A 22114-nucleotide genomic window follows, 5' to 3' on the forward strand; every position below is an offset into this window, starting at 1 on the left:
CAGGTGCCCGGCAGGGTTCGTTTCGTCCAACTCCGGTTGAGGAGCGTTACTTCTCGAAGGTCTTCCGCCACTCGTCGACGGACGTGATGCGAGGAAGAGCGTCCTTGTACGAACCGGAAAGCTCGTCCCAGTTCTTGCCGATCTCCTCGTGCAGGCGGATGCTCTCGCGCAGCATCCGTCGGAACGTGCGTCGGTTTCGCAGGTACCAGACCTTGCCTGAACCTTCCGCCGTAGAGACGAGCGCGCTGTCGAAGGTCGGGATCCGGAACCAGGTGGCGTCGCGTTTGGCCAGTTCGACCTGGGGCTGCTCGCGGTCCTGGGCGTTCGGCTCACGGAGCCAGTGCCTGGCGATCATCTTGACGGTGTAGATCACCAGGGGGACGCCGCGGGGGCCCTTGGTCTGCTGAGTGCCAGACGGGGCCATGTACACCTGCTTGCCACGGTGAGTGATCGGCGTCTCGTCATCGGAGCGCAGCACCTTCTTCTCTCGGAAGTCCTTCGCCTGGGCGCGGAGTTCGCCGAGCTGGGTGGGCATGGTCTCGTGCATGTGCTCCGGCCCTGACAGGACGTCGCGGAGAGCCTGGTGACGCAGCGTCACGGCGTAGTACTGCATCGACAGCAGGTGTTTCAAGTCTGCCCGTCGTGAATCCTTGAGAAGCTTGCCGCCCCGTTTGTGCCGGGAGTGGAGCAGGCCGGCCACAAAGCGGTTGCGCTGATGGAAGTATGCCTGCCAGTCGATCGCGTCATCCTTGTCGATCCACGACACGTGCCAGAGTGCGGCCCCGGGGAAACTGACGGTCGGAAAGCCGTGCTCCCGAGCGCGGAGGCTGTACTCGGCGTCATCCCACTTGATGAACGCCGGCAGCGCGAGGCCTGCTTCCCTGATCACGGCCGTCGGGATCAGGCAGAACCACCAGCCGTTGTAGTCCGAGTCCATCCGAGCGTGGATCATCCGGGTCTGCCGCAGGTTGGAGCGCCGGAAGTCGTGGGGGAAGTGGTCCTTGAACTGGGTCTGCCAGACGAACGGGACCGGGTCGATGACTTCGGCGAACGCATGCATCACCGGGCGGTCGAGCAGGTCGAACATGTGCCCTCCGACGATGGTCGGACGGCGGCTGTGCCTGGCGAAACGCAGCGCACGCAGGATGCTCTCCGGCTCCACTTTGACGTCGTCGTCGAGGAGCAGCACGTAGTCGCTCTCGGGTCGGTCGAGTGTCTCAGCCATCGACCGGGCGAATCCGCCCGAACCGCCCAGGTTGGACTGGGTGATGATCTCAAGCTTCTCGCCGAGGCGACCAGCGAGTTCCGGGTAGGAGGGTTCGTCTGCCACGCGCTGGTTGCCCTGGTCGACGATGAAGATCCGATCGATCTCGCTGAGGAGCTCGGGGCTCGACTCGAGCGTCGCCAGCGTCTCGACGCAATAGTCCGGCTTGTTGAATGTGGTGATGCCGAGGGAGACCTTGCCTGTGACGACCTCGTCCGCTTCCGTCGACCAGGTGCCGTGCTCGAGGACAACCGGCTCGCTTTCGGCCACGATGTCGAACCAGTACCAGCCGCCGTCGCCGAATGACTGGACGGGCAGGTCGACGACGGTCTCCGATGTGCCGCTGACGGCCCGGGAGGTGACGCTCTGCTGGATCCCCTGAGAGTTGGACCGGAACACCAGGACAGTGCCGATGCCTGTTGTCGTCACGGAGAGCCGCACGGACCTGACGTTTGACCAGTGCTGCCAGTACGAAGCGGGGAAGGCATTGAAGTAGCTCGCGAAGGAGACCCGCCGGCCGGCCGGGATCCGCATGCTCGAACGGGACAGGACGTCTTCGATGTGCGCGTTCTCGCTGATCCGTACGGTCTCGCCACCGATCTGGGTCCAGGTCTCAGGGTCGGCGTAGAGCGGGAGGACGTCGGGGTCGCCGTCTGTGGAGAAGACGACATTTTGCAGGGTGGACCAGGCAGTCACGATGTGTTGGACTCCGCTTTCGTTGCAGGAACTGGGGGTGCTGAGGTGGCGCGATGCTCCCTCGAGCCTAGTCGCGCATCCGTTGGTCAGGGAGCGATCGGAACAGCCGGGATCGGGTCAGGCGAGCGTCTCGGGGTGGGCCGGGGCAGGCCCTGTTGCCGGTGGGGGTTTCTCGGGCAGCCGGGACCGCCAGCTCATACCCTGCGACCCTTTCACCGCGCAGATGACGAGCAACAGCCAGCCGCATTCGACCAGAAGGAAGCTCTCGGTCAGGCCGGTGGCGAGAAGGGCGACGAGCACGAGAGCCGGCCAGGTGTAGACGGTGCTCCGCCGGTTGGATGCCAGCAGCCAGCTGCGGAGGAAAGCGAAGCCGCAGAGCAGGACGAACGAGAACACGCCGACGAGTCCGACCTGGAGGTAGACGTCGAGGAACGCGTTGAGCGCCGAGGTGTGCTCGCGACCGATCGTCCAGGTGATGTAGGTGAAAGGGGCTTCATCGTTCCGCCAGCGTCCCGTCCAGCCCCAACCCTCGAGCGGGTGGATCTGGATGTAGTTCCACACGCTGAGCCACAGCCGGTAACGCACCTCGAATTCACTGCCTGCGTTGAGCAGATCGATGATGCGGGTGCGAAGCAGGTACACGACGACGAGGGAGAGCGACCCGACCGCGAGGAGTGCGCCCTGCAGCAGCCGGCGGGTTTCGGGGCGGGCCCGCCTCAGGCCGTACAGCGCTGAGGAAGCGACGGCGAGTACGAGCACGACGATGAGGGTGACGGGGGAGCCGCTGAAGAGCAGACAGAGCACCGCGATGGTGATCGAGTACCGGGCCACCCCTCGAGGAACCGAGCGGGTCCTCCACTCGACCACGAACGTGACGAGGGCGATCGACGTGACCATGCCCAGCAGGTTGCGGGTCTCGAACAGCCCCTGGATGGGACCGCCGTTCGCCAGCTGGCCCTCGATGCCGAGGAAACCGAACGGCTGGTCGAAGATGATTCCGCTGGCGACCTCGAGGAGGATGGATGCCGTCAGCAGCACGCGCAGCACAGCCCCGGTCGTGCGCACGATCTGGATCAGGTCCCTGGTGAGGGCGATCGTCAGCCCGAGGAAGGCGTACACGGCCAGGTCGAATACGCCCTCGAGGGAATGGGTCGGATACCCGGACCACGCCACAGAGACGGCACTCCACGCGATGAAGGCGATGATCGACAGTGGGAGCAGTCCGTGCCAGTCGAGGTACTGCCTGCGGGCGATCAGGACGACAGCGGCCCCGACGGCGAGGGTGACGAGCGCTGCGACGAGCCCAGGGGTTCCGATGAGGCGGCGGATGGTGGGAGCCCCGAACGCAACACCGATGATGCACCAGGCGAGGGCCTGCGTCACCGGCGCAGAACCCATGGTCTTCTCGATCGCGGCGAACCGCGATGCGGGGAGGCCGCGGGGCGTGCTCATCGGTGCAGTGCCGGTGTGAGCGGGCGACTGACGGACTGCTGTTTCGTGGCGACGGTGAGGAGGACGATCAGCACCCACCCCGACTCGATGAGGATGCGGCTCTCGGCCAGGCTCTGCACGAGAAGCACTGTCACAAAGAGGATCGGGATCAACGAGAGCGGCGAGTAGCCCTGACTGTCGTCGAGACCGAGTCGCGGCCGGTCGACGGCGGCGAACCAGGACCGCCAGGTGACGGAGAGGATGAGGGCGGTGAAAAGGGCGAGGCCGACGATCCCGAGCTGCAACCACACGTCGAGCCAGGCGTTGTGTGCGTGTAACTGCAGCACGCCGCGACGCACGACGAGGTCGTTGAACGGTTCGACCCATGGCACCCATGGGCTGGAGTATCCCCAGCCGAACCAGGGGCGCTGCGAAGCCGTTTCGATCACCGTCTGCCAGATGTCCAGCCGCCCGGTGAGATCGTCACTCTTGCCGAACAGTCCGAGCACCTGGTCGCTGAACAGGGCGGCGCCCGCCGCTCCTGCAGCGACGACCCCGACGAATCCGAGGTATACCGGTGTGCGCGCCGCCGGCGTCGAGGCATTCCGGATCAGTAGTGCTGCGGCGAGTACGAGGAGGACGACGACGAGCGCGATGATCATGGTGCTCGACCGGGTGAGCAGGAATTCGGCCGCGGCGAGTATCAGCCAGGGAACCGCCGATCGGCGTCGCACCGAGCCAGCGGCCCACTGCACGCTGAAGACGATCAGGCCGAACATGGCGACGATACCGAGCAGGTTCGAGTTGCCGAGGATCCCCTGGATCTTGCCCCCGTCGAAGAGGAGGTTGCGTGACCAGTACGCGAGCAGCGGCGGTTCGCCGTCTCCGTGATCGACCCAGAGCGGGAGGACGCGGTCGCGCACGACGAGAGACACCCAGAGCTCGAAGAGGATCGACAACGCGAGGACCCATTTGAGAGCGTTGGCGAACACCCGCACAACGCTGGCCCAGTCGAACGCAAGGGCGAGGAAGACTCCGACGATGCTGCAGAGCAGCATCCCGGTGAGGGTGAAGAGGCTTGCGCCCGGGTACGCGGACCAGGCCAGGGAGAGGACGGCGAAACCGGCGAAGGTGAGCAGCGCCTTCGGTGTGCGGCGGCGGTCGTACACCGGGCGCAGAACGACGAGGAGAGCGAGGCAGGCGACCGCGGTGAGAATGCTGACAGCGACGAAACCCCACAAACCGAGCAGATTGCGGATGCCGTCACCGGCAAGCGCGATGAACAGGGCGAGAGTGGCGATGCCTGACGCCCACAGCCGCGGTGTCGACAGCGCCTGAGGGGGAGCGACGGTCGACGTGGTCATGCAGTCAGGGTATCGCGCTGCCACAGCAGCGGACGAAGCTTCACGAGCTGGACGATGAGTACAACGACCTCGGAGATCGCGAGGCCGGCGGCAACACCAGGGATGCCGAACAGGAGCATGAGGGGTATGAGGAGGATGGCGCCGCTCACTGCTCCCGCGATCGTGCTGGTCGCCAGCGCCCTGGTGAGGCCGAAAGCGGTGAGGCAGGCGAACCCGGTGATCTGGGACACGAGCATCGCGCCGAGCGCCAGGCCGAGGGGCACGGACAGGTCGAAGGAGATTTCGAGGCCACTGCCCGAGAACAGGGTCACGATTGCGGGCATTGCCGCCGCGTAGGCGAGACCGCCTGCTGCCCCGATGCCGAAGGCGATGCTGGTCACCAGGCGGGAGCGCCTCACCTGTTCCTGAGGGTGGGGCGACGGCACGTAACTCTGAGCGACCTGAACGACCGGGCGGGTCGCCATGAGAGCGAAGCGCATCAACCGCTCGGCCAGGGCATACGCCGCTGTGACCTGCGTGCCGGCGAAGAAGCCGACGATGAGGATGGGGAGGTTCACGTAGACGGCGCTTGTCGCCGACATGGCGACGGCTGCGCCCTGCCCCGAGAGCCGCGCGAAGGCGTTCCGCGGGCCGAAATCGCGATCCCAGCCCGGGTACCGCCTGGCGATGTCGGCGGTGGTCATCGAGATCGCGATCACGGAGCCGAGCCCCTGGGCGATGATGAACCAGACGGCGTCGTGGGTCAGGAAGAGCAGGCCGGCACCGGAGAGAGTGCCGATGCTTTTCGGGATCGTGTCGATGGCAAAATACCGCCCGGGGCTCGCCTCACCGACGAAGAACCAGGCACCGGAGAGCGCGGATCCCACCCCGGTCACGACGGTCAAGGCAACAAGGGCCGGGTATTCGCGACTGAAGAGGAGTGCGATGACGATGGCAGGGGGGAGGACGATGAACAGCAACCAGAACCGGCTGACCAGCGAGTCAAGGTAGAACTTTCCGCGCTCAGCGGGGGAAATGCTCGCCACTGTTGTTGGTCCGGTGACGCCCCAGCCGTAGATGACAAGAACATAGGCGAATCCGGCGACGCCCTGCGCCACGGCGATCTCCGCCCACGCGGCCTCGCCGGCGAGGATGATGATGACGGGCAGGACCCCGATGCTGATGACACCACTGACGAGAACGGATGCACCGTAGCCGCCGGTGGAGGTCAACAGGCGCCTGGCGCTCACCACTGGTTGCTCACAACGATCACGCAATTCTGGCCGGGGTGGCCGGGCTCGGCGAATGGGCGGATTGCGCCTCGGGTCGTCGCAAGTATAACGAGGCCTCGGTCAACCCCAGCGTCCGCACATCCGCCACTGCGTACAGTGGCCCGATGTCTTCTTCTCCGACGCCCGATCGGACGCGGCGCGAGCGGATGCCGGCTCTCGACGGCCTGCGGGGCGTCGCCGCCGTCGTCGTGCTGCTCTACCACCTCACCCTGGTCGCACGGCCTCACCTCGAATCGCGCCCCGGTGTGTGGGAGTGGCTCACCCAGTCGCCGACCAAACTACTGACCGCTGGCACCGAATCGGTTCTCGTCTTTTTCGTCCTGAGCGGACTCGTCGTCGCGCTGCCCGCCCTCGACGGTCGACTGAACTGGCTCGCGTACTACCCCAGCCGCATGCTCCGGCTCTACCTCCCCGTCGCCGGATCCCTGGCGCTCGCCGCCCTGCTTCTCGCCCTTGTGCCGCACACCGCCGGGCAGGTGACGGACGGCAGCTGGCTGGCTGAGCGGAACGCAGACAGTGCACCGCTGCCTCAGATCCTCGATGAGGCCTCGCTGCTTCCGGCGACATACACCCTCAACAACGTGCTGTGGTCACTGCGCTGGGAAATGATCTTCTCGCTGCTCCTCCCCGTCTTCGTCGTCGTGGCTCGCGCCGTCGGCCGACGGGTCTGGCTGGCGGTCTCGCTCAGTGTCGGGTCGATGGTCCTCGGCCGGGTGGTCGGCAACGATGCTCTCGTCTATCTTCCGACTTTCTTCCTCGGTACCCTGATGGCGGTGAATCTCTCCCGGCTGCGGGCATGGGGGGAGCGGAGAAACGCAGGTCGTGGCGGTCGCATCTGGTTCGCGATCTTCACCGGTTCGGCCGGCGCCCTCATTCTCAGCTGGCTGGCGCGTCCCTTTGCTCCGGCCGGTTCCGTTCCCAGCGCCGTTCTCTGGGGACTCGGCGGAGTCGGCGCCGCCGGAATCATCGTCGTCGCAATCGTCTCGCCTGGGGCACGACGGATCCTGTCGTCAGCCGTACCCGGCTGGCTCGGCCGGGTATCGTTCAGCCTCTACCTCGTGCACATCCCGGTCATCGTCACATGCTCGTACCTGTTTGGTGACGATCGATGGTGGCTGGTTGCCGGTGTCGGGATTCCCGCAAGCGTCGCACTCGCCTGGCTATTCCACGTCGCAGTCGAAACGCCAGCGCACGTGCTGGCGCGGCGGGTAGGAAACCGCGTTGCATCGCAGCCCGATCGATCTCCCGTGCCCATCTCGCGGTGACCGCCTCGTCAGTGAACCTGGCCGCCGTCCGCGCGGCATTCCGTCGGAGCCTCGCAACCTGATCTGCCGGCAGATCGACGAGTGCGTCGATCGCTGCAGTCAGAGCGGTGACGTCCCCAGCGGGGATGAGGAAACCATTGTGGCCCGACCGGATGATGTCTGCGGGGCCGTACGGGATGTCGTACGCGATCGGAATGCACCCGTTCGCCATGCTCTCGACGAGGACGAGGGGGAGACCCTCGCTTCGTGACGTCAGCAGCAGGAACGACGACGTTGCCAGGTGCTCGCTGGCATCTGATCGGTAGCCGTGGAGGGTGACGTCGGGGGCTCCCGCCGCTGCACGCTCCACCCGGGCCCGCTCAGGTCCGTCGCCGAAGATGTCGAGCGACACCGCGGTCTGCGCGGCTGCGACAGCCCTCACAGCGTGGTCGACGCGTTTCCGTTTTTCGAGCGACGCCAGCACGATACCCCGCCCGGATTTCCGGGGTGCGACCGCCGGAGCCGCGTCGGTCGGAGAGACATCCCTGGCGTTGGGGATGACGGCCGTCCCGGTATCGGGGGCCAGAATCATCCGTGCATCGCTGCGCTGCCGCTCGGTGAGGAAGACCAGGCGGTCGAACGCGCGAGGTGTCGAGAACACCTCGGCCCTGGACTGCCTCACCTGCAACGGATCGCGGCTCTGGAGGTGCGAGGCGTGGACCACGTGGAAGGTCAGCATGCCCCGCCTTCGGTAGCCGAGCAGGAACCGCGCGCTGGTCTTGCTGTCGACGATCAGCGTGGTCTGGGTGTTCTCACGAAGCCTGTCGAGCCACCAGATGTAGAGGGCGTGAGCTCGCTTCCAGCGGTGGCGGGGAACACCGTCGCTGTCGCACCAGACGATGGAGCGGCCACCGGAGATGCCGCTCCGCCTGACGTCGCGGCGATCGGAGACGGCCAGGCTGCCGTCGGCGCGGTAATGGTCGACCTGCAGCACCGTTGTCCCGTCTTCGGCGAATCGGGTCCTCGTCCGTTCCCGCCCGGATGCCGGGGACGAAGTGAACGAAGGATCCGCGGCCAGGGGGGTGAACGCCGCACGGCCGGCCGCGGCGGCCTGTGCATCGGCTGCCGGCTGCCATGTGCACAGCCAGTCCCAGAGGTTGACCAGCCGCATGCCGTCGATGAGCCCGCCAGAGGCACGGAGCCGTTCCTCGACAGCGGGATAATCCGGCCGGAGGTCGAAGGTGACCACATCCACGTCGACACCGCCAAGGGTGACGAACGCCCGAGATCGGTGCAGGAGTGCCCCCGTCATTCCCCCGAACTGGTCGGCGATGCCCCAGGTCACAGCGAGATGCTTCCCTGGGCGGAGGTGTATTCGTGTCATGTATCCCTCTGGCTCGATCCGGCGTGGTGGCGCCGGGATCAGAGAATACTCCCACTGTCGGAACGCAGGGTGCCACGGCTTGCCCGGGCGACCTCGACGGTGTACCCGTCGAGGCTTAGACGAACGCAGCCTTGCCGGTGATGGCCCTGCCGACGATGAGCGCGTTCATCTCCCTGGTTCCCTCATACGAATACAGGGCTTCGGCGTCTGCGAAGAAACGCGCAGCTTCGTAGTCGAGCACGATGCCGTTGCCGCCCATCGACTCGCGTGCCCAGGCCACGGTCTCTCGCATCCTCGCGGTGCAGAACCCCTTCGCGAGGGCGGAATGCTCGTCGCGCTGGGTGCCCTCATCCGCCATCTGCGAGACCCTGACGCACATCGCCATCGACGCGGTGATGTTCCCCAGGCATTTCGCCAGGAGATCCTGGACAAGCTGGTGTTCGGCGATCTTCTTGCCGAACTGTTCCCGTTCGGCCGCGTAGGCGACCGCCGCCTCGTATGCTCCGACGGCGACGCCGACGCTCGACCACGCGACGGCGGCACGAGTGAGCCTCAGGACCTTGGCCGTGTCACGGAACGACCGGGAGTTCTGCAGGCGCATGCTCTCGGGGACGACGACCTTGTCGAGGGTGATGTCGGCGTTCTGTACGGGACGGAGCGCGATCTTGCGCTCGATCTTCGTTGCCGAATAGCCGGGTGTCGAGGTGGGGACGATGAAGCCCTTCACCTGGCCGTCTGCGGTGTCCTTCGCCCAGATGATCGTGATGTCGCTGAAGGTGGCGTTTCCGATCCAGCGCTTCGAACCGGTGAGGGTCCAGGTGTCGCCGTTTCTCGTCGCCGTGGTGCGGAGCCCGCGTGCGCTGTCGCTTCCGGAGAGCGGTTCGGTCAGACCGAACGCACCGATCACCTCACCCGATGCCATTTTCGGCAGCCATTCGTCGCGCTGCTCCTGCGAGCCGCAGACACTGATCGAGCCCATCGCGAGGCCTTCCTGCACGCCGATGAACGTCGCCATCGACGCGTCGACCCGCGACATCTCGAGAGCGGCGAGTCCACGGAACACGGCCGAGTTCTCGAACGGGCGCGTCTCGGCGAACGGATACCGCGCAACATCCGTCTCAAGGAACGACGGGATGAGGTCGTGCGGGAATTCTGCGCGCTCCCAGTAGTCGTTGATGACCGGGCGGACGGTGCCCTCCATGTATGAGCGCACTCGCATCAGGGCGTCCTGTTCCTGCCCGGTGAGGAGGGTCTCGAATCCGAGGAAATCACTGGCGAGTGGTTCGAACGTCATGCGGGCTCCATTGCGTCGGGGGCGATCGGTGAAGAGGGGGTGGTTGCAGCCTAGGTATCCGGTCGCGGGCGACCAAGCGCCTTGGTCGATCGGACCAGCGACGGCCGATGGGCCGAGGCGCGCTCTTGTAGGGTGGCGATAATCCCCATGCCGGTTCAGACTGCGCCGGCCGAGAGATAAGGCCGAATCCGTGTTTGTTCCCATTGCCAACACCCCGCGTGACTACGCCTGGGGGGCGAAGACCGCGATCGCCGACCTGCTCGGCCACGCACCGTCCGGAGAGCCGGAAGCCGAGCTGTGGCTCGGCGCGCACCCGGGATCCCCTGCCCGCATCCTCGAGCCGGATGCCGCAGGGGGTTACGAGACGCTGGCCGACTGGGTCACAACCGACGCGGCATCCGCCGGGCTCACCGAACCGCGACTGCCGTTCCTGCTCAAGCTTCTCGCCGCAGACGCACCGCTTTCGCTGCAGGCGCACCCCTCGCCTCAGCAGGCCGAGGAGGGATTCGAACGGGAGAACGCCGCAGGGCTCGCCGTCGACGCCCCGTCACGCAACTACAAGGACGCGTTCCACAAGCCGGAACTGATCTTTGCCCTGAGCACCACGTTCGACGCGCTGTGCGGGTTCCGGCCCGTCGCGGACGCGGCTGCAGACGTCGATGCTCTTCTCGCTGTTCCCGGCCTGTCCGACGATGCGGTCGACTCCCTGCGGGAGTTCCGCTCGTCGCTCGACGGCGACGACGCCTCAGTCCTCCGACGGGTGGTCGCCTCTCTGCTCGACGAAGACGCATCCGTCCTCGTCGGCGCGGTGACGGATGCCGCGGCGTCTGCGCCGCTCACGCCCGCGGTCGACACGGTGCGCCTTCTTGCCGAGCACTACCCGGGCGACCCGGGCATCGTCGTCTCGCTGCTGATCAACCGGGTGACGCTTCAACGCGGCGACGTCCTCTACCTGCCAGCAGGCAACATCCACGCCTACCTGCGGGGATTCGGTGTGGAACTCATGGCAGCGAGCGACAACGTGCTCCGCGGCGGGCTGACCCCGAAGCACATCGACGTGCCCGAGCTCCTCGGCGTGCTGGACTTCACCCCACTGCCGGTGCCGTACCTTCATCCGCTGACGACAGCCAGCGGGGTCGACCTGTACCGCCCCGACGTCCCCGACTTCGCTCTCGCTCACATCGTTCCCGTCGACGGCCAGCCGGCGAGCATCGACCTGACCGGGCCGGGCATCGTGATCGTGACGTCCGGGCAACTCACCATCACAGGGGCGACAGGGGAAATCGACCTGGGGCAGGGCGACGCCGCCTACATCACTCCGGACGAAGCGCGCATTGCTGTGACAGGAACGGGCGAGCTCTTCCTCGCCACCGTCGGACACTGACCTCTCAGCGCAACCCCATCACAGCACCCGATCACATCGCCGCCATCGCCGGCTCGCCTGTGCAACTGAACGTGTTCCGGTAGGCGTTCGGTGTCGTGTGCAGCACCTTGAGGAAGTGGTGCCTCATTACGGCCGATGAGCCGAACCCCGCCTCGGCGGCGATCTGCTCGAGACCGAAGTCGGTTCGTTCCAGCAGGTGCTGCGCGCGGATGAGGCGCTGGCGGTTGAGCCACGCGGCGGGAGTCGCTCCCATCTCGGCCCGGAACCGCCTCGCGAACGTGCGCTCCGACATGTGAGCCTTTGCGGCGAGGACATCGACGGGGAGGTCTGCGGCGAGGTTCTCGAGCATCCACGTCGTCACCCCGGCGAAGGAATCACTCTGACGCTCGGGCACAGGGGCTTCGATGAACTGGGCCTGCCCGCCGTCGCGCTGCGGCGGAACGACCATGCGCCTGGCGATCACGTTGGCCGCTGCCGCACCGAGTTCGGTGCGCACGAGGTGCAGGCAGGCGTCGATGCCCGCCGCCGTTCCCGCGCCGGTGATGACGTGCCGGTCTTCGACGAAGAGCACATCGGGATCGACGGTCGTCTGCGGGAAGTCCCGGGTGAGCCTGTCCGTATACATCCAGTGGGTGGTGCTGCGCCTGCCGTCGAGGATTCCTGCTTCGGCGAGGACGAATGCGCCGCTGCACACGCTGAGGATCCAGGCCCCACGAGCCTCAGCATCACGCAGCAGTCGGGTGATCCTCGGGTCGATCTCACCGAAGTAGTAGGCGGGCACAGCGATCAGGTCGGCATCCTCTGCTTCGGTGAGGTCTTTGTCGACGATGATGTCGAAGCCGAGCTTGGTGCGAATCGGTCCTGGCTCGGCCGCCACGACATGGAAGTCGAAGACGGGGCCTCCTGTGTCACTCCGGTCGATTCCGAAGACCTCACAGATCACCCCGAACTCGAATGGCGCCATCTGGGGGAGCGCGAGTACCGCAATTTTCTTGAGCATGTCGGATGCCTTCCGGCTTGGCAGAAAAAGATCGAACGATGGCAAGTCTGCCACTGTTGGCAGAAACCCGCAATCCATAGATTTGCTGCCATGATGTTGTTCTTGATCCTGATTGTCGCCGCGGTCGTCTTCGCCACGATCGCCACCGTCGCCTCACTGCGAAGTGACGGCTTCCGCCGGTTGCCTGACCGAACCTTCGGCCCCGCAGCGAACGAGAATGTCGACTCCCTCGGACGGCCCCTGATGGCCGGTCTCCGCTGACCGCTCGCGCCCCGAGAGGGTGCTCTAGGCTCGATGTCGGGCGTCGGACGACGCCCGACATCGAGGAGGAACTATGACCTGGTTGGTCACCGGCGGCGCAGGTTACATCGGCGCCCATGTCGTCCGTGCACTCGTGGACCGGGGGATCGACGTCGTCGTCCTCGACGATCTGTCCTCAGGGCATGACTCCTTCCTCCCCGCCGGCGTTCCCTTCGTGCAGGGGAACATCCTCGACGGTGACCTCGTGGCATCCGCTCTCCGTGACCACGCCGTCACCGGCGTCGTGCACGTCGCCGGGTTCAAGTACGCGGGCGTCTCGGTACAGCGGCCCCTGCACACCTACGCGCAGAACGTCACGGGAACGCTGGTGCTGCTTCAGGCGATGGCTGAGGTGGGAGTGTCGCGGATCGTGTTCTCATCGAGTGCCGCTGTCTACGGGACCCCGGACACCGAACTCGTCACCGAGGCGACAGCAAAGAACCCGCAGTCGCCCTACGGTGAATCCAAACTGATCGGCGAATGGATCCTGGCCGACCAGGGTGTTGCGTCCGGTCTTGCCCACACCTCGCTTCGGTACTTCAACGTCGTCGGCTCGGGCTACGAGGATGTGTACGACACGAGCCCTCACAATCTGTTCCCCCTCCTGTTCGACGCGCTGCTCGACGGGCGCTCGCCGAAGATCTTCGGCGACGACTACCCGACCCCCGACGGCACCTGCGTGCGCGACTACGTGCACGTTTCAGACCTCGCTACGTCGCACGTCGCAGCCGCTCAGCGACTGGACGCCGGCGAGCCGGTCGAACCCGTCTACAACCTCGGTTCGGGAGAAGGCGTCTCGGTGGGAGAGATCATGACCGCCGTCCGAGACTCGACCGGCATCGACTTCACCCCAGAGGTCGCCCCTCGTCGCCCCGGGGATCCGGCTCGGATCGTCGCATCCGGGGAGCTCGCGGCGCGCGACCTCGACTGGGTGATGCGGCATTCGCTCGCAGACATGGTCGACAGTGCATGGCGCGCGCGCTCGGATGCGACACGCCGGTAAACACCCCATGAACCCTCCATGGGGGGTTGAGGGTTTACTATCTGCGACTTGACGTGGGGGAATTACACGGGTGTAATTATGTCTAGCGCCGCGTGGCGCACGGGCAACAAGTGGGGAGAGAGATATGTCACCTGAATATCGCTCTGGCGTTCCCGATGACTGGTTCATTGATCCGGTTCAGCTGGGTGTTCCTGGGGTTCGCAAAGCAGTCGACGACGACAACCCGCTGTCCTGGCAGACGGATTCGCTGTGCGCCCAGACAGACCCCGAGGCTTTCTTCCCCGAAAAAGGTGGCTCGACGCGCGATGCCAAGCGCATCTGCACGAGCTGTGAAGTCCGGTCGCAGTGCCTTGAATACGCTCTCGAGAACGACGAACGGTTCGGCATCTGGGGCGGTCTCTCGGAGCGCGAACGTCGCAAGCTGAAAAAGCGCGCGGTCTGACGCCGCGTGCCGGGTCGGTGACGGCAGGCCATCCCCACAGCTCGGGCGGGGTCAGTCCTGCGGCTCAGAGGGTCGGGGCGATATCGTGCCACGCCGACGTGGACGGACTCCGGTCACCACGCCCGACATAGTCTGGACGCGATGTCTCCCCGAGTTACCGCAATCCTTGTCGTGCATGACGGCACCGGCACCGCCGATGCCGGCCGCCTTCAGAGCACCCTCGACGCACTTGCCGCCCAGACCAGACAGCCGGACACGGTCATCGCCGTCGCATGCGCTGCCCCGGCGGCCACGACGCTCGCACTCGAGAAAGCGTCCGTCGACCGGATCGTCACCTCGGGGGAGAGGCTGAACTTCGGGCAGGCGCTCAGCGCCGGTATCCGGGTCGTCGAGCAGCCCGACAGCGCCGACGAATTCCTCTGGCTTCTGGCACAGGACACGCCGCCGGAGCCGACAGCTCTCGCACGTCTTCTCGGAGCAATCGAGGTTGCGCCGTCTGTCGCCATCGCCGGCCCGAAACTGATGGAGGCCGCTGACGGGTCGACGATCGTCTCACTCGGGGAATCGGTCACACCGTTCGGCGCCACCGTGCCTCTTGTCGAAGACGAACTCGACCAGGGGCAGCACGACTCGGTCAGCGACGTCCTCGCCGTCGCTCCCGCTGGGATGCTCGTGCGCCATACCGTCTGGGAGGAGATCGGGGGGTTCGACACCGCGTTCGGTTCCGCCGATGACGCGCTCGACTTCTCCACGAGAGCTCGCCTTGCCGGACATCGGGTAACCGTCGTTCCCTCCGCCGTCGTCCTCACCGCAGGTTCGGGCATTGCCGGACCCAGCCGATCCGACCGGCCGGGCGCACGTCGCAAACGGGCTCGACAGTCGCGCGCCGCCCAGCTGTACCGGCGCCTCGTCTATGCACCGACCGCAGCGGTGTGGCTGCACTGGCTCAGTCTTGTTCCGCTCGGAATCCTGCGCGGCATCCGCCGGATCGTCGTCAAGCAGCCCGACCTTGTTGGCTCAGAGCTCGCCGCCGCATTCCGGGTCGCCTTCAGCCCCCTGGCGGTTCTCCGCGCCCGCAAACGGCTCCAGGCCTCGCGAAAGCTCGGCTGGTCGTCGCTGTCGGCGCTGCGGATCCCGTTCGCCGAAGTCCGACGTCGCCGACGGTTGCGCCGCGAATCCGGAGTGGCCGTGCACGCCGTCGAGCGCACCGACCTCCGGTTCTTCACCGGAGGCGGCGGCTGGCTCGTGCTCGCCTCGGCCGCGGCGAGCGTCGGTCTGTTCTTCAGCCTGCTCGCGGCATCCGCTGTCGAGGGCGGGAGTCTGCTGCCGCTCTCAGCCGGGGTCGCAGAACTGTGGCAGCACATCGGCTACGGAGTGCGCGAGATCGGTCTGGGCTTCACCGGCGCGGCAGACCCCTTCTCTGCGGTTCTCGCCGTCCTCGGTTCGATCACCTTCTGGTCTCCGTCGTATGCCCTCGTGCTCGTCACGCTGCTCGCTCTGCCTCTCGCGACTCTCGGCGGCTGGTTCGCGGCAACGAGACTGACGGAACGCAGCGGCTACCGTTTCGTCGCGGCCATCCTGTGGACGCTCGCCCCGACATTCCTTTCCGCACTCGTCGGCGGTCAGCTGTCTGGCATCCTCGTCCACCTCCTTCTTCCGTGGCTGTTCTACAGCGGATGCGTCGCCGCACGCTCCTGGGGTTCAGCCGGTGTCGCGTCGATCCTTCTTGCGGCGACGATCGCAACGGCGCCATCGCTCGCTCCAGCATTTCTGTTGATCTGGGTCGTCGCGCTCGTGCTGTCCGGCCGCCACCTCGCCCGGGTGATCTGGCTGGTCATCCCGGCGGCGGTGTTGTTCGCGCCGCTCGTCTGGCAGCAGGGCGTCCTGAACCAGAACTGGATCCGGCTGCTCGCGGACCCTGGTGTTCCTGTTGCCTCTGCGCGGCCGACCGGCTGGCAGTTGCTGCAATCGCTGCCGGCCGGCAACCCCTGGTGGGACGAGGTCGCGAACACCGTCGGTCTCGGCGGCCTTCCCGCTCACATCCTGGTGCCGGTGCTCCTCGCCCCTCTCGCCGTCATGGCCCTGCTTGCGCTGTTCCTGCCAGGCAACGGTCGCGCGGCAGTCCTCCTCTTTGTCGGACTGCTGGGGCTGCTGACCGCGTTCGGAGCATCCCACCTCTATCTCACGGTCAGCGGATCCACACCGACAGCCGTCTGGGCCGGGTCGGCACTGAGCCTGTACTGGCTGGGACTCGCCGGTGCTGCCGTCGTGGGGTTCGACAGCCTGCGCCGCGCCGCGACCCTTCCCGCTCTCGTCGTCGGCATGCTCGCCGTCATCCTCGCCGTGCCGATGGCCGGCGCGCTGCCGACCGGAAACGGTGAGATCGCCGCGAGCAACGGCCGCACTCTTCCTGCCTACGTCACGGCGGCGGCATCCGCCGAGCCACTCCTGCGGACGCTCATCCTCTCTCCACAGGCGGACGGCGGGGTTTCGGCGCGCGTCATCGACGGAATCGGAGACACCCTCGACAATTCGTCCACCCTCGTGACGACCAACCCCGACCTGACCGAGAACGATCAGCAGGTGGCTGTGCTCGCCGGAAACCTCGTGTCCCAGGGCGGTCTCGACCCGAGTTCGATCCTGTCGGACTTCGGCGTGGAGTTCATCCTGCTCACCGATCCCGCCGATGCGTCCGGGAACAGTGTGACGCCGGCGGCCCAGGGCATGGCCAACCGTGCGGCCACCTCGCTGGATTCGAATGCCGTGCTCGCGCACGTCGGCCCGACCGATCGTGGCACGCTCTGGCGGTTCGAGGGTGAAACCGCACCGGTCCCAACCGCAGGGGCCGTGCCATTCATGTCGACGCTCGTGCTTCTCTCGCTCGTGGTGGTCTTCGGTTTCGCACTCCTGCTGTCCATCCCGACGGCGGCGTCGAGACGCGCAGCGGAGGGCCGGCCACGGACGATCGGCCGCCGCGAGGCAGAACCAGCACCCCGGCTCACCCGGGCAGAGCGAGCAGAGGAGAAGGCCGAAGCCGAAGCCGAGAGATCGGTGGAGCTGAAACTCGCCGCCGAGTCGGAGGAAGCGGAGGCCCGTGAGGCCGAGCAGGCCGCTGCGGATGCTGCCGAGCACGCCGCTGACAGCGCTGGTGCCTCCCCAGACGATCGAGACGGTGGCGACGTTCTTGTACCGGACACCCACGCCGAGAGGAAGCACTCCGATGGCCGATAGGCGACGAATCGTCATGACCAGCGGACGGGTGATCAGCGGAGCCATCGGCATCGCCGTCGCGCTCGTATCCGTTGTCGCCGTCGGGCGGCTCGATCTTCCCGTCGTCGCGGTCGAGGCCCCGAGCACGACGGTCACTCCGACGGCATCCGACCAGTCACGGCTCTGTCCAGGGCCCCTGCTGCGCCAGGGCGACGATGCGGGTTCAGCCGGCGCCGCCGCCGGTTTCGGCCGCCCGGGAGCGACGATCGCGACCGGCACGCCGCCGGAGCAGACGGCTCTCACGGCTCCGGACAATCTCAGTGGCGAGGCGTTCGGGCTGCCGACCGTCGTCAGTGTGGCCAGCGAGCCCGGTCAGGACACCCCGCTGATCGGTGCGGCTCAGTCCCAGGTCGCCGGCCTGGACGACCTCACCGGATTCGCCGCGACGGCCTGCGGCGAGGTGAGCGCAGACAGCTGGCTCGTCGGTGGTTCGTCAGACGTCGGGCGTTCCACACTGCTGTCGCTCAACAATCCGACCAGGGCGGACTCGATCGTCGATCTGTCGTTCTACAGCGAAACCGGAGAGGTCGAGGCGCCGGGCGCCCGCGGCATCATCGTAAACGCCGGGGAGCAGCGACTGTTCTCGCTGGCGAGTTTCGCCCCGGGCGTTCGCACGCCGGTCATCAGGGTTCAGACCACCGGTGGCCAGGTTTCAGCCGTGCTGCAGCAGAGCATCGTCCGTGGTGTCACCCCCGGCGGGGTGGAACTGTCGAGCGCCACCACTCCGCCAGCCACCGACCAGACCATCTCCGGGGTGGTCCTCGCCGCTTCGGCCCCGCGCGGAACCGCCGAGACCTATGACGACGCCGTAGCGGCGATTCGCGTCTTCGTCCCTGGCACTGATCCGGCCGAGGTCACCGTCGAGTTCGTCTCGGAGCAAGGAGCCGAAGCGCCGCCGCCTCTCACCTACGATTTCGAGGGTGGCATCGTCAGTGAGGTCACGCTCAACAGCCTTCCGACCGGAAGCTACGCGGTGAGCATCACCTCCGACCAGCCGGTCGTCGCTGCCGCTCGGACGACCGCCGCTGCGGGGGAGCTGACCGACTTCGCCTGGTTCGGGGCGTCAGGGTCGCTGGCCGACGAGACGGCGATCGCCGTCGCGCCCGGACAGGGTCCACGACTTCACCTGTTCAACCCGGCGTCTGCTGACGCCGACATCGTCCTCACCGACCGGAACGGAGGGGACATCACCCTGACGGTCCCGGCCGGATCGGCGATCGACGCGACCCTGCGCTCCGGCATGTCGTACGAGGTCTCGGGCGCAGAAGGCATCCACGCCCAGGTCAGCTACTGGGGATCCGCCGGGTTCTCCGCTTACGCGATCCAGCCGGCCAGCCCATCGGCATCGCCTGTGACGGTCTACCCGCGCTGATCGGGTCGCTTCGGCCTGATCAGAAGTGGAACCGGTCGGGGCCGAGGTCCCATGGATCTTTTCCGATGAGTTCTGCTGTCGCCCGGAACACGCAGCTCTCGATCATCATCCGCTGGTGGAGTTCGTCGTCGCGGTGCAGCTTGCTCATCCGCTGGATCGGCAGGCGGTACAGCACAATGCGACGTTCGGATGCGCTCGTCCACCAGCGCGGTACGGTGCCGTCCGGGAGCACGCCCACCGGCATGGCGCCGACTTCGTAACGCACCTGGGCGAGATCGACCGGCCAGGCGCTGCGGAGGAAGTCCGCGGCACCGGCCACCGTCATGTCGAAGGTGTCGATGCGGTTCTTCAACGGATCCAGGTGGGGGCCTGTCGCCGCGCTGCGCTCTGATCGACCATGCCTGTCGTGGCGCACTGCCCTCCTCGCGTACGTGCTCGTCCGGGAAGTGCGTCTGGCCATGACGCCATCCTATGCGCCCAGGACAGACATCCCGGCGGGGTGCGGCGGTGGATCCGGGTGCGGCTTGTATGGTGAGTGAAATGTTTGACAGGCCCTGCTCGAAAGTCGGATGCTCCCGCGACGCGGTGTCGACCCTCACGTACGACTACGCGGATTCGATGGCCGTGCTCGGTCCGCTCAGTCTCAGCCGCGAGCCGCACACCTACGATCTCTGTTCCATCCACGCCGAGCGGATGAGCGCACCGCAGGGCTGGCAGGTCATCCGTCATCAGATCCTGCGAGACATGGACTCGACCGCCTGACCTCGCTGCCGGTTCACACCCACCTGCGGTCTGCGAGAATGAGCTCATGACGCTTTCTTCCCCAGCAGCATCCGTTCTCGACTCCTCGACCGCCTTCTCGGTTCGCGACCTCTCCCTCGCCGAGGCGGGACGCCACCAGATCCGCCTGGCCGAGAATGAGATGCCAGGACTCATGGCGCTCCGCGAGGAGTTCGGTGCGTCGCAGCCACTTGCGGGTGCTCGCATCGCCGGATCGCTGCACATGACGGTGCAGACCGCGGTGCTCATCGAGACCCTCGTCGCCCTGGGCGCTCAGGTGCGCTGGGCCAGCTGCAACATCTTCTCCACCCAGGACGAAGCCGCCGCAGCGATCGCTGTCGGACCGACCGGAACCCCCGATGCTCCGGCCGGCGTTCCGGTGTTCGCCTGGAAGGGCGAAACGCTCGAGGAGTACTGGGCCTGCGCCGAGCGCATCTTCGACTGGTCGGCAGAGGCCGAAGCGGCCGGCGCCGACTGGATCGGCCCCAACATGATCCTCGACGATGGCGGAGACGCGACTCTTCTCGTGCACAACGGCCGCAAGTTCGAGCTCGCGGGCGCCGTGCCGGAGCCGACCGCTGCCGACAGCGCAGAAGGCAAGGTCGTCCTCGACCTGCTGCGCCGCTCACTCACCGAGTCGACCGATCGTTGGACCCGGGTCGGCGCCGAGCTGATGGGTGTCACCGAAGAGACGACAACCGGTGTGCACCGCCTCTACGAGCTGTTCAGGGACGGTGACCTCCTGTTCCCCGCGATCAACGTCAACGACTCGGTCACCAAGAGCAAGTTCGACAACAAGTACGGCATCCGCCACTCGCTGCCTGACGGCCTCAACCGCGCAACCGATGTGCTCATCGGTGGCAAGGTCGCGTTCGTCGTCGGGTACGGCGACGTCGGCAAGGGAGCAGCTGAGGCCCTCCGCGGGCAGGGTGCCCGTGTCATCGTCAGCGAGGTGGACCCGATCTGCGCGTTGCAGGCCGCAATGGACGGCTACCAGGTCGCCCGCATCGAAAACGTGGTCGAGCAGGTCGACATCTTCGTCACCGGCACCGGAAACCTCAACGTCATCACCACCGAGCACATGCTGCGGATGAAGCACCAGGCCATCGTCGCGAACGTCGGCCACTTCGACAACGAGGTGGACATGGCCGGTCTCGAGTCGCTCGCCGGTGCCGAGCGCATCGAGATCAAGCCGCAGGTGCATGAGTGGCGTCTCCCGACCGGTCGGTCGATCCTCGTCCTCAGCGAAGGACGATTGATGAATCTCGGAAATGCCACCGGGCATCCGTCGTTCGTCATGAGCAACTCGTTCACCAACCAGGTTCTCGCCCAGATCGAGCTCTACGCCCACACCGAGAACTACCCGGTCGGCGTGTACGTGCTGCCCAAGCACCTCGATGAGAAGGTCGCCCGGTTGCACCTCGATGCCCTCGGAGTGCAGCTCACCACCTTGAGCGCCGAGCAGGCCGCGTACATCGGCGTGTCGGTCGACGGCCCGTACAAGGTCGATCACTACCGGTACTGAATTTCCGCTCACGACGGCGTCGCCGGGCGTCGGCGCGGATGCCCGCTGAACCCTGGCGGCGTTCGCCCGGCGCGGCATCCGTCGCCTGTGTCGACTTTCGGCGACGAAACCTGGCATGTGGAACGGATGAGCCGGGGCGTGTGATCGTGCCCTTGCGTCATCCGTCGCCTGTGTCGACTATCGGCGACGAAACCCGGCGTTCGCGACGGCCGAACGTAAGCGGTCGCCGCGCCTACCGGTCGGGGAAGTTGTGCGGACGGCCCGTGAGGACCGGCTGCACACGGGCGAGCCGCTCACGTTCGAGCAGGTGGGCGGCGTACTCGCGGTCGCGGCGGGCAGCAGCGACAGCGTAGAGGAAGAGTTCAGCGTCGACGCGGGGAACAGGCGACACCCAGACGGATGCCTCGGCGGCGAGATCGGCGGCCAGTCGCGATCGCGTTCCCGGCGTCAGTTTCGGCGCCTGCTTGAGGAACTGCGCGATCCGGCGTGACAGGCGGTCTGGCATCCGTCCCACATCGGCCAGTTGTGCCCAGCCGGCCAACTCGGGGGGCATCCCGTACACAGGGTCGGTGATGCGGGGAACGCGCTCCTGCTGGGCGTACGTGCCTGCGAGGAGGTCGCCGAGGCGTTTCGAGCGGGAGGAGAGCAGGCCGGTGAGGGCCGCGACGCCCCCGAGAGTCATGTAGATCTCGAAGAACCCGACGAGGGCGCGGATGAAAGCGTGCCGGAATCCGGCTGCCCCGCCGTCGTCGCGCACGATCCGGGAGCCGACGGCGAGTTTACCCAGCGAGCGGCCCGAGCTGAGTGTCTCGACCGCCGTGGGCACGACCACACAGCTGAGCACGATGATCGATGTCGTGAACGCCGCGGTGGCCGACTGGTCGATGAGGCCCTGGCTGGCGAGCACGAAGAGGAGCCAGAACATCAGTGCGGCGAGCACGACCGTGGTGAGAAAGTCGATGATGGCCCCTGCAGCACGCAGGATGAAACTCGTCGACTGGACGTCGAGCGCGACGGCCTCGCCTGTGACGAGCTCGGAGGAGTCCGGCGTGTTCGAAAGTGTGCCGACGGGCTCTGCCATGAATAGTAT

General features: G+C 66.6%; 17 protein-coding genes and 1 pseudogene. 9 read left to right on the forward strand and 9 right to left on the reverse strand.

All coding sequences use genetic code 11. From position 1 onward, the window contains the following. Nucleotides 1-46: 46 nt before the first annotated feature. From IWX78_RS12620 to IWX78_RS12635, 4 genes are all read right to left on the reverse strand, one after another. On the reverse strand, nt 47-1960 hold the full coding sequence (locus IWX78_RS12620) for a glycosyltransferase (protein ID WP_196833891.1): 1914 nt from the start codon (nt 1958-1960) through the stop codon (nt 47-49). A gap of 117 nt (nt 1961-2077) precedes the next feature. After that, nucleotides 2078-3412, reverse strand: a complete 1335-nt coding sequence (locus IWX78_RS12625) for an O-antigen ligase family protein (protein WP_196833892.1) — start codon at nt 3410-3412, stop codon at nt 2078-2080. Continuing rightward, nucleotides 3409-4755, reverse strand: a complete 1347-nt coding sequence (locus tag IWX78_RS12630; protein WP_196833893.1) for an O-antigen ligase family protein — start codon at nt 4753-4755, stop codon at nt 3409-3411. Before IWX78_RS12630 ends, IWX78_RS12625 begins: the two co-directional genes overlap by 4 nt. Continuing rightward, nucleotides 4752-5966, reverse strand: coding sequence for a lipopolysaccharide biosynthesis protein (locus IWX78_RS12635; RefSeq protein WP_196833894.1), 1215 nt, complete (start codon nt 5964-5966; stop codon nt 4752-4754). The genes IWX78_RS12630 and IWX78_RS12635 overlap by 4 nt, the downstream gene beginning before the upstream one ends. 164 nt (nt 5967-6130) lie before the next feature. Here IWX78_RS12635 and IWX78_RS16385 point away from each other — a divergent pair, with 164 nt between their 5' ends. Beyond that, entirely contained in the window at nt 6131-7291 is a 1161-nt protein-coding gene (locus tag IWX78_RS16385; RefSeq protein WP_334684727.1) for an acyltransferase family protein, read from the forward strand. Nucleotides 7292-7334: 43 nt separating this feature from the next. Here the strand turns inward: IWX78_RS16385 and IWX78_RS12640 are convergent. After that, nucleotides 7335-8654: pseudogene (locus tag IWX78_RS12640) on the reverse strand (glycosyltransferase); the annotation flags it as partial. 115 nt (nt 8655-8769) lie between these two features. Beyond that, nucleotides 8770-9948, reverse strand: coding sequence for an acyl-CoA dehydrogenase family protein (locus tag IWX78_RS12645; RefSeq protein ID WP_196833896.1), 1179 nt, complete (start codon nt 9946-9948; stop codon nt 8770-8772). A 190-nt stretch (nt 9949-10138) separates the two neighbouring features. On the opposite strand from IWX78_RS12645, the gene manA reads away from it, so the two are divergent. Then, nucleotides 10139-11332 carry a mannose-6-phosphate isomerase, class I gene (manA, locus tag IWX78_RS12650; RefSeq protein ID WP_196833897.1) on the forward strand — a complete coding sequence of 398 codons (1194 nt, stop codon included), beginning with the start codon at nt 10139-10141 and terminating at the stop codon, nt 11330-11332. A gap of 31 nt (nt 11333-11363) precedes the next feature. Here the strand turns inward: manA and IWX78_RS12655 are convergent, their stop codons facing one another. Next, the gene (locus IWX78_RS12655) at nt 11364-12332 is read right to left on the reverse strand and encodes a GlxA family transcriptional regulator (RefSeq protein WP_196833898.1); all 969 of its coding nucleotides are present in this window, start codon (nt 12330-12332) and stop codon (nt 11364-11366) included. A gap of 90 nt (nt 12333-12422) precedes the next feature. Here IWX78_RS12655 and IWX78_RS12660 point away from each other — a divergent pair, with 90 nt between their 5' ends. From IWX78_RS12660 to IWX78_RS12680, 5 genes are all read left to right on the forward strand, one after another. Continuing rightward, entirely contained in the window at nt 12423-12593 is a 171-nt protein-coding gene (locus tag IWX78_RS12660; RefSeq protein ID WP_196833899.1) for a hypothetical protein, read from the forward strand. 73 nt (nt 12594-12666) lie between these two features. Beyond that, nucleotides 12667-13635, forward strand: a complete 969-nt coding sequence (gene galE, locus IWX78_RS12665; RefSeq protein ID WP_196833900.1) for a UDP-glucose 4-epimerase GalE — start codon at nt 12667-12669, stop codon at nt 13633-13635. 124 nt (nt 13636-13759) lie between these two features. Continuing rightward, nucleotides 13760-14077 carry a WhiB family transcriptional regulator gene (locus IWX78_RS12670; protein WP_196833901.1) on the forward strand — a complete coding sequence of 106 codons (318 nt, stop codon included), beginning with the start codon at nt 13760-13762 and terminating at the stop codon, nt 14075-14077. Between the two features lie 141 nt (nt 14078-14218). Further along, a complete protein-coding gene (locus IWX78_RS12675; protein ID WP_196833902.1) occupies nt 14219-17308 on the forward strand; it encodes a glycosyltransferase family 2 protein in 3090 nt (1029 codons plus the stop codon). A gap of 13 nt (nt 17309-17321) precedes the next feature. Continuing rightward, nucleotides 17322-18719 carry a DUF5719 family protein gene (locus tag IWX78_RS12680; protein WP_196833903.1) on the forward strand — a complete coding sequence of 466 codons (1398 nt, stop codon included), beginning with the start codon at nt 17322-17324 and terminating at the stop codon, nt 18717-18719. Nucleotides 18720-18738: 19 nt separating this feature from the next. Here the strand turns inward: IWX78_RS12680 and IWX78_RS12685 are convergent, their stop codons facing one another. Then, a complete protein-coding gene (locus IWX78_RS12685; RefSeq protein WP_196833904.1) occupies nt 18739-19179 on the reverse strand; it encodes a metallopeptidase family protein in 441 nt (146 codons plus the stop codon). An 80-nt stretch (nt 19180-19259) separates the two neighbouring features. Here IWX78_RS12685 and IWX78_RS12690 point away from each other — a divergent pair, with 80 nt between their 5' ends. Beyond that, on the forward strand, nt 19260-19481 hold the full coding sequence (locus IWX78_RS12690) for a DUF3499 family protein (RefSeq protein ID WP_196833905.1): 222 nt from the start codon (nt 19260-19262) through the stop codon (nt 19479-19481). Between the two features lie 46 nt (nt 19482-19527). Continuing rightward, on the forward strand, nt 19528-21024 hold the full coding sequence (ahcY, locus tag IWX78_RS12695) for an adenosylhomocysteinase (protein ID WP_196833906.1): 1497 nt from the start codon (nt 19528-19530) through the stop codon (nt 21022-21024). A 232-nt stretch (nt 21025-21256) separates the two neighbouring features. Here the strand turns inward: ahcY and IWX78_RS12700 are convergent, their stop codons facing one another. Then, nucleotides 21257-22105, reverse strand: a complete 849-nt coding sequence (locus IWX78_RS12700; RefSeq protein ID WP_196833907.1) for an RDD family protein — start codon at nt 22103-22105, stop codon at nt 21257-21259. Nucleotides 22106-22114: the final 9 nt, after the last annotated feature.

The sequence above is a fragment of the Mycetocola sp. CAN_C7 genome (genome assembly GCF_015752285.1).
GTDB lineage: Bacteria > Actinomycetota > Actinomycetes > Actinomycetales > Microbacteriaceae > Mycetocola_A.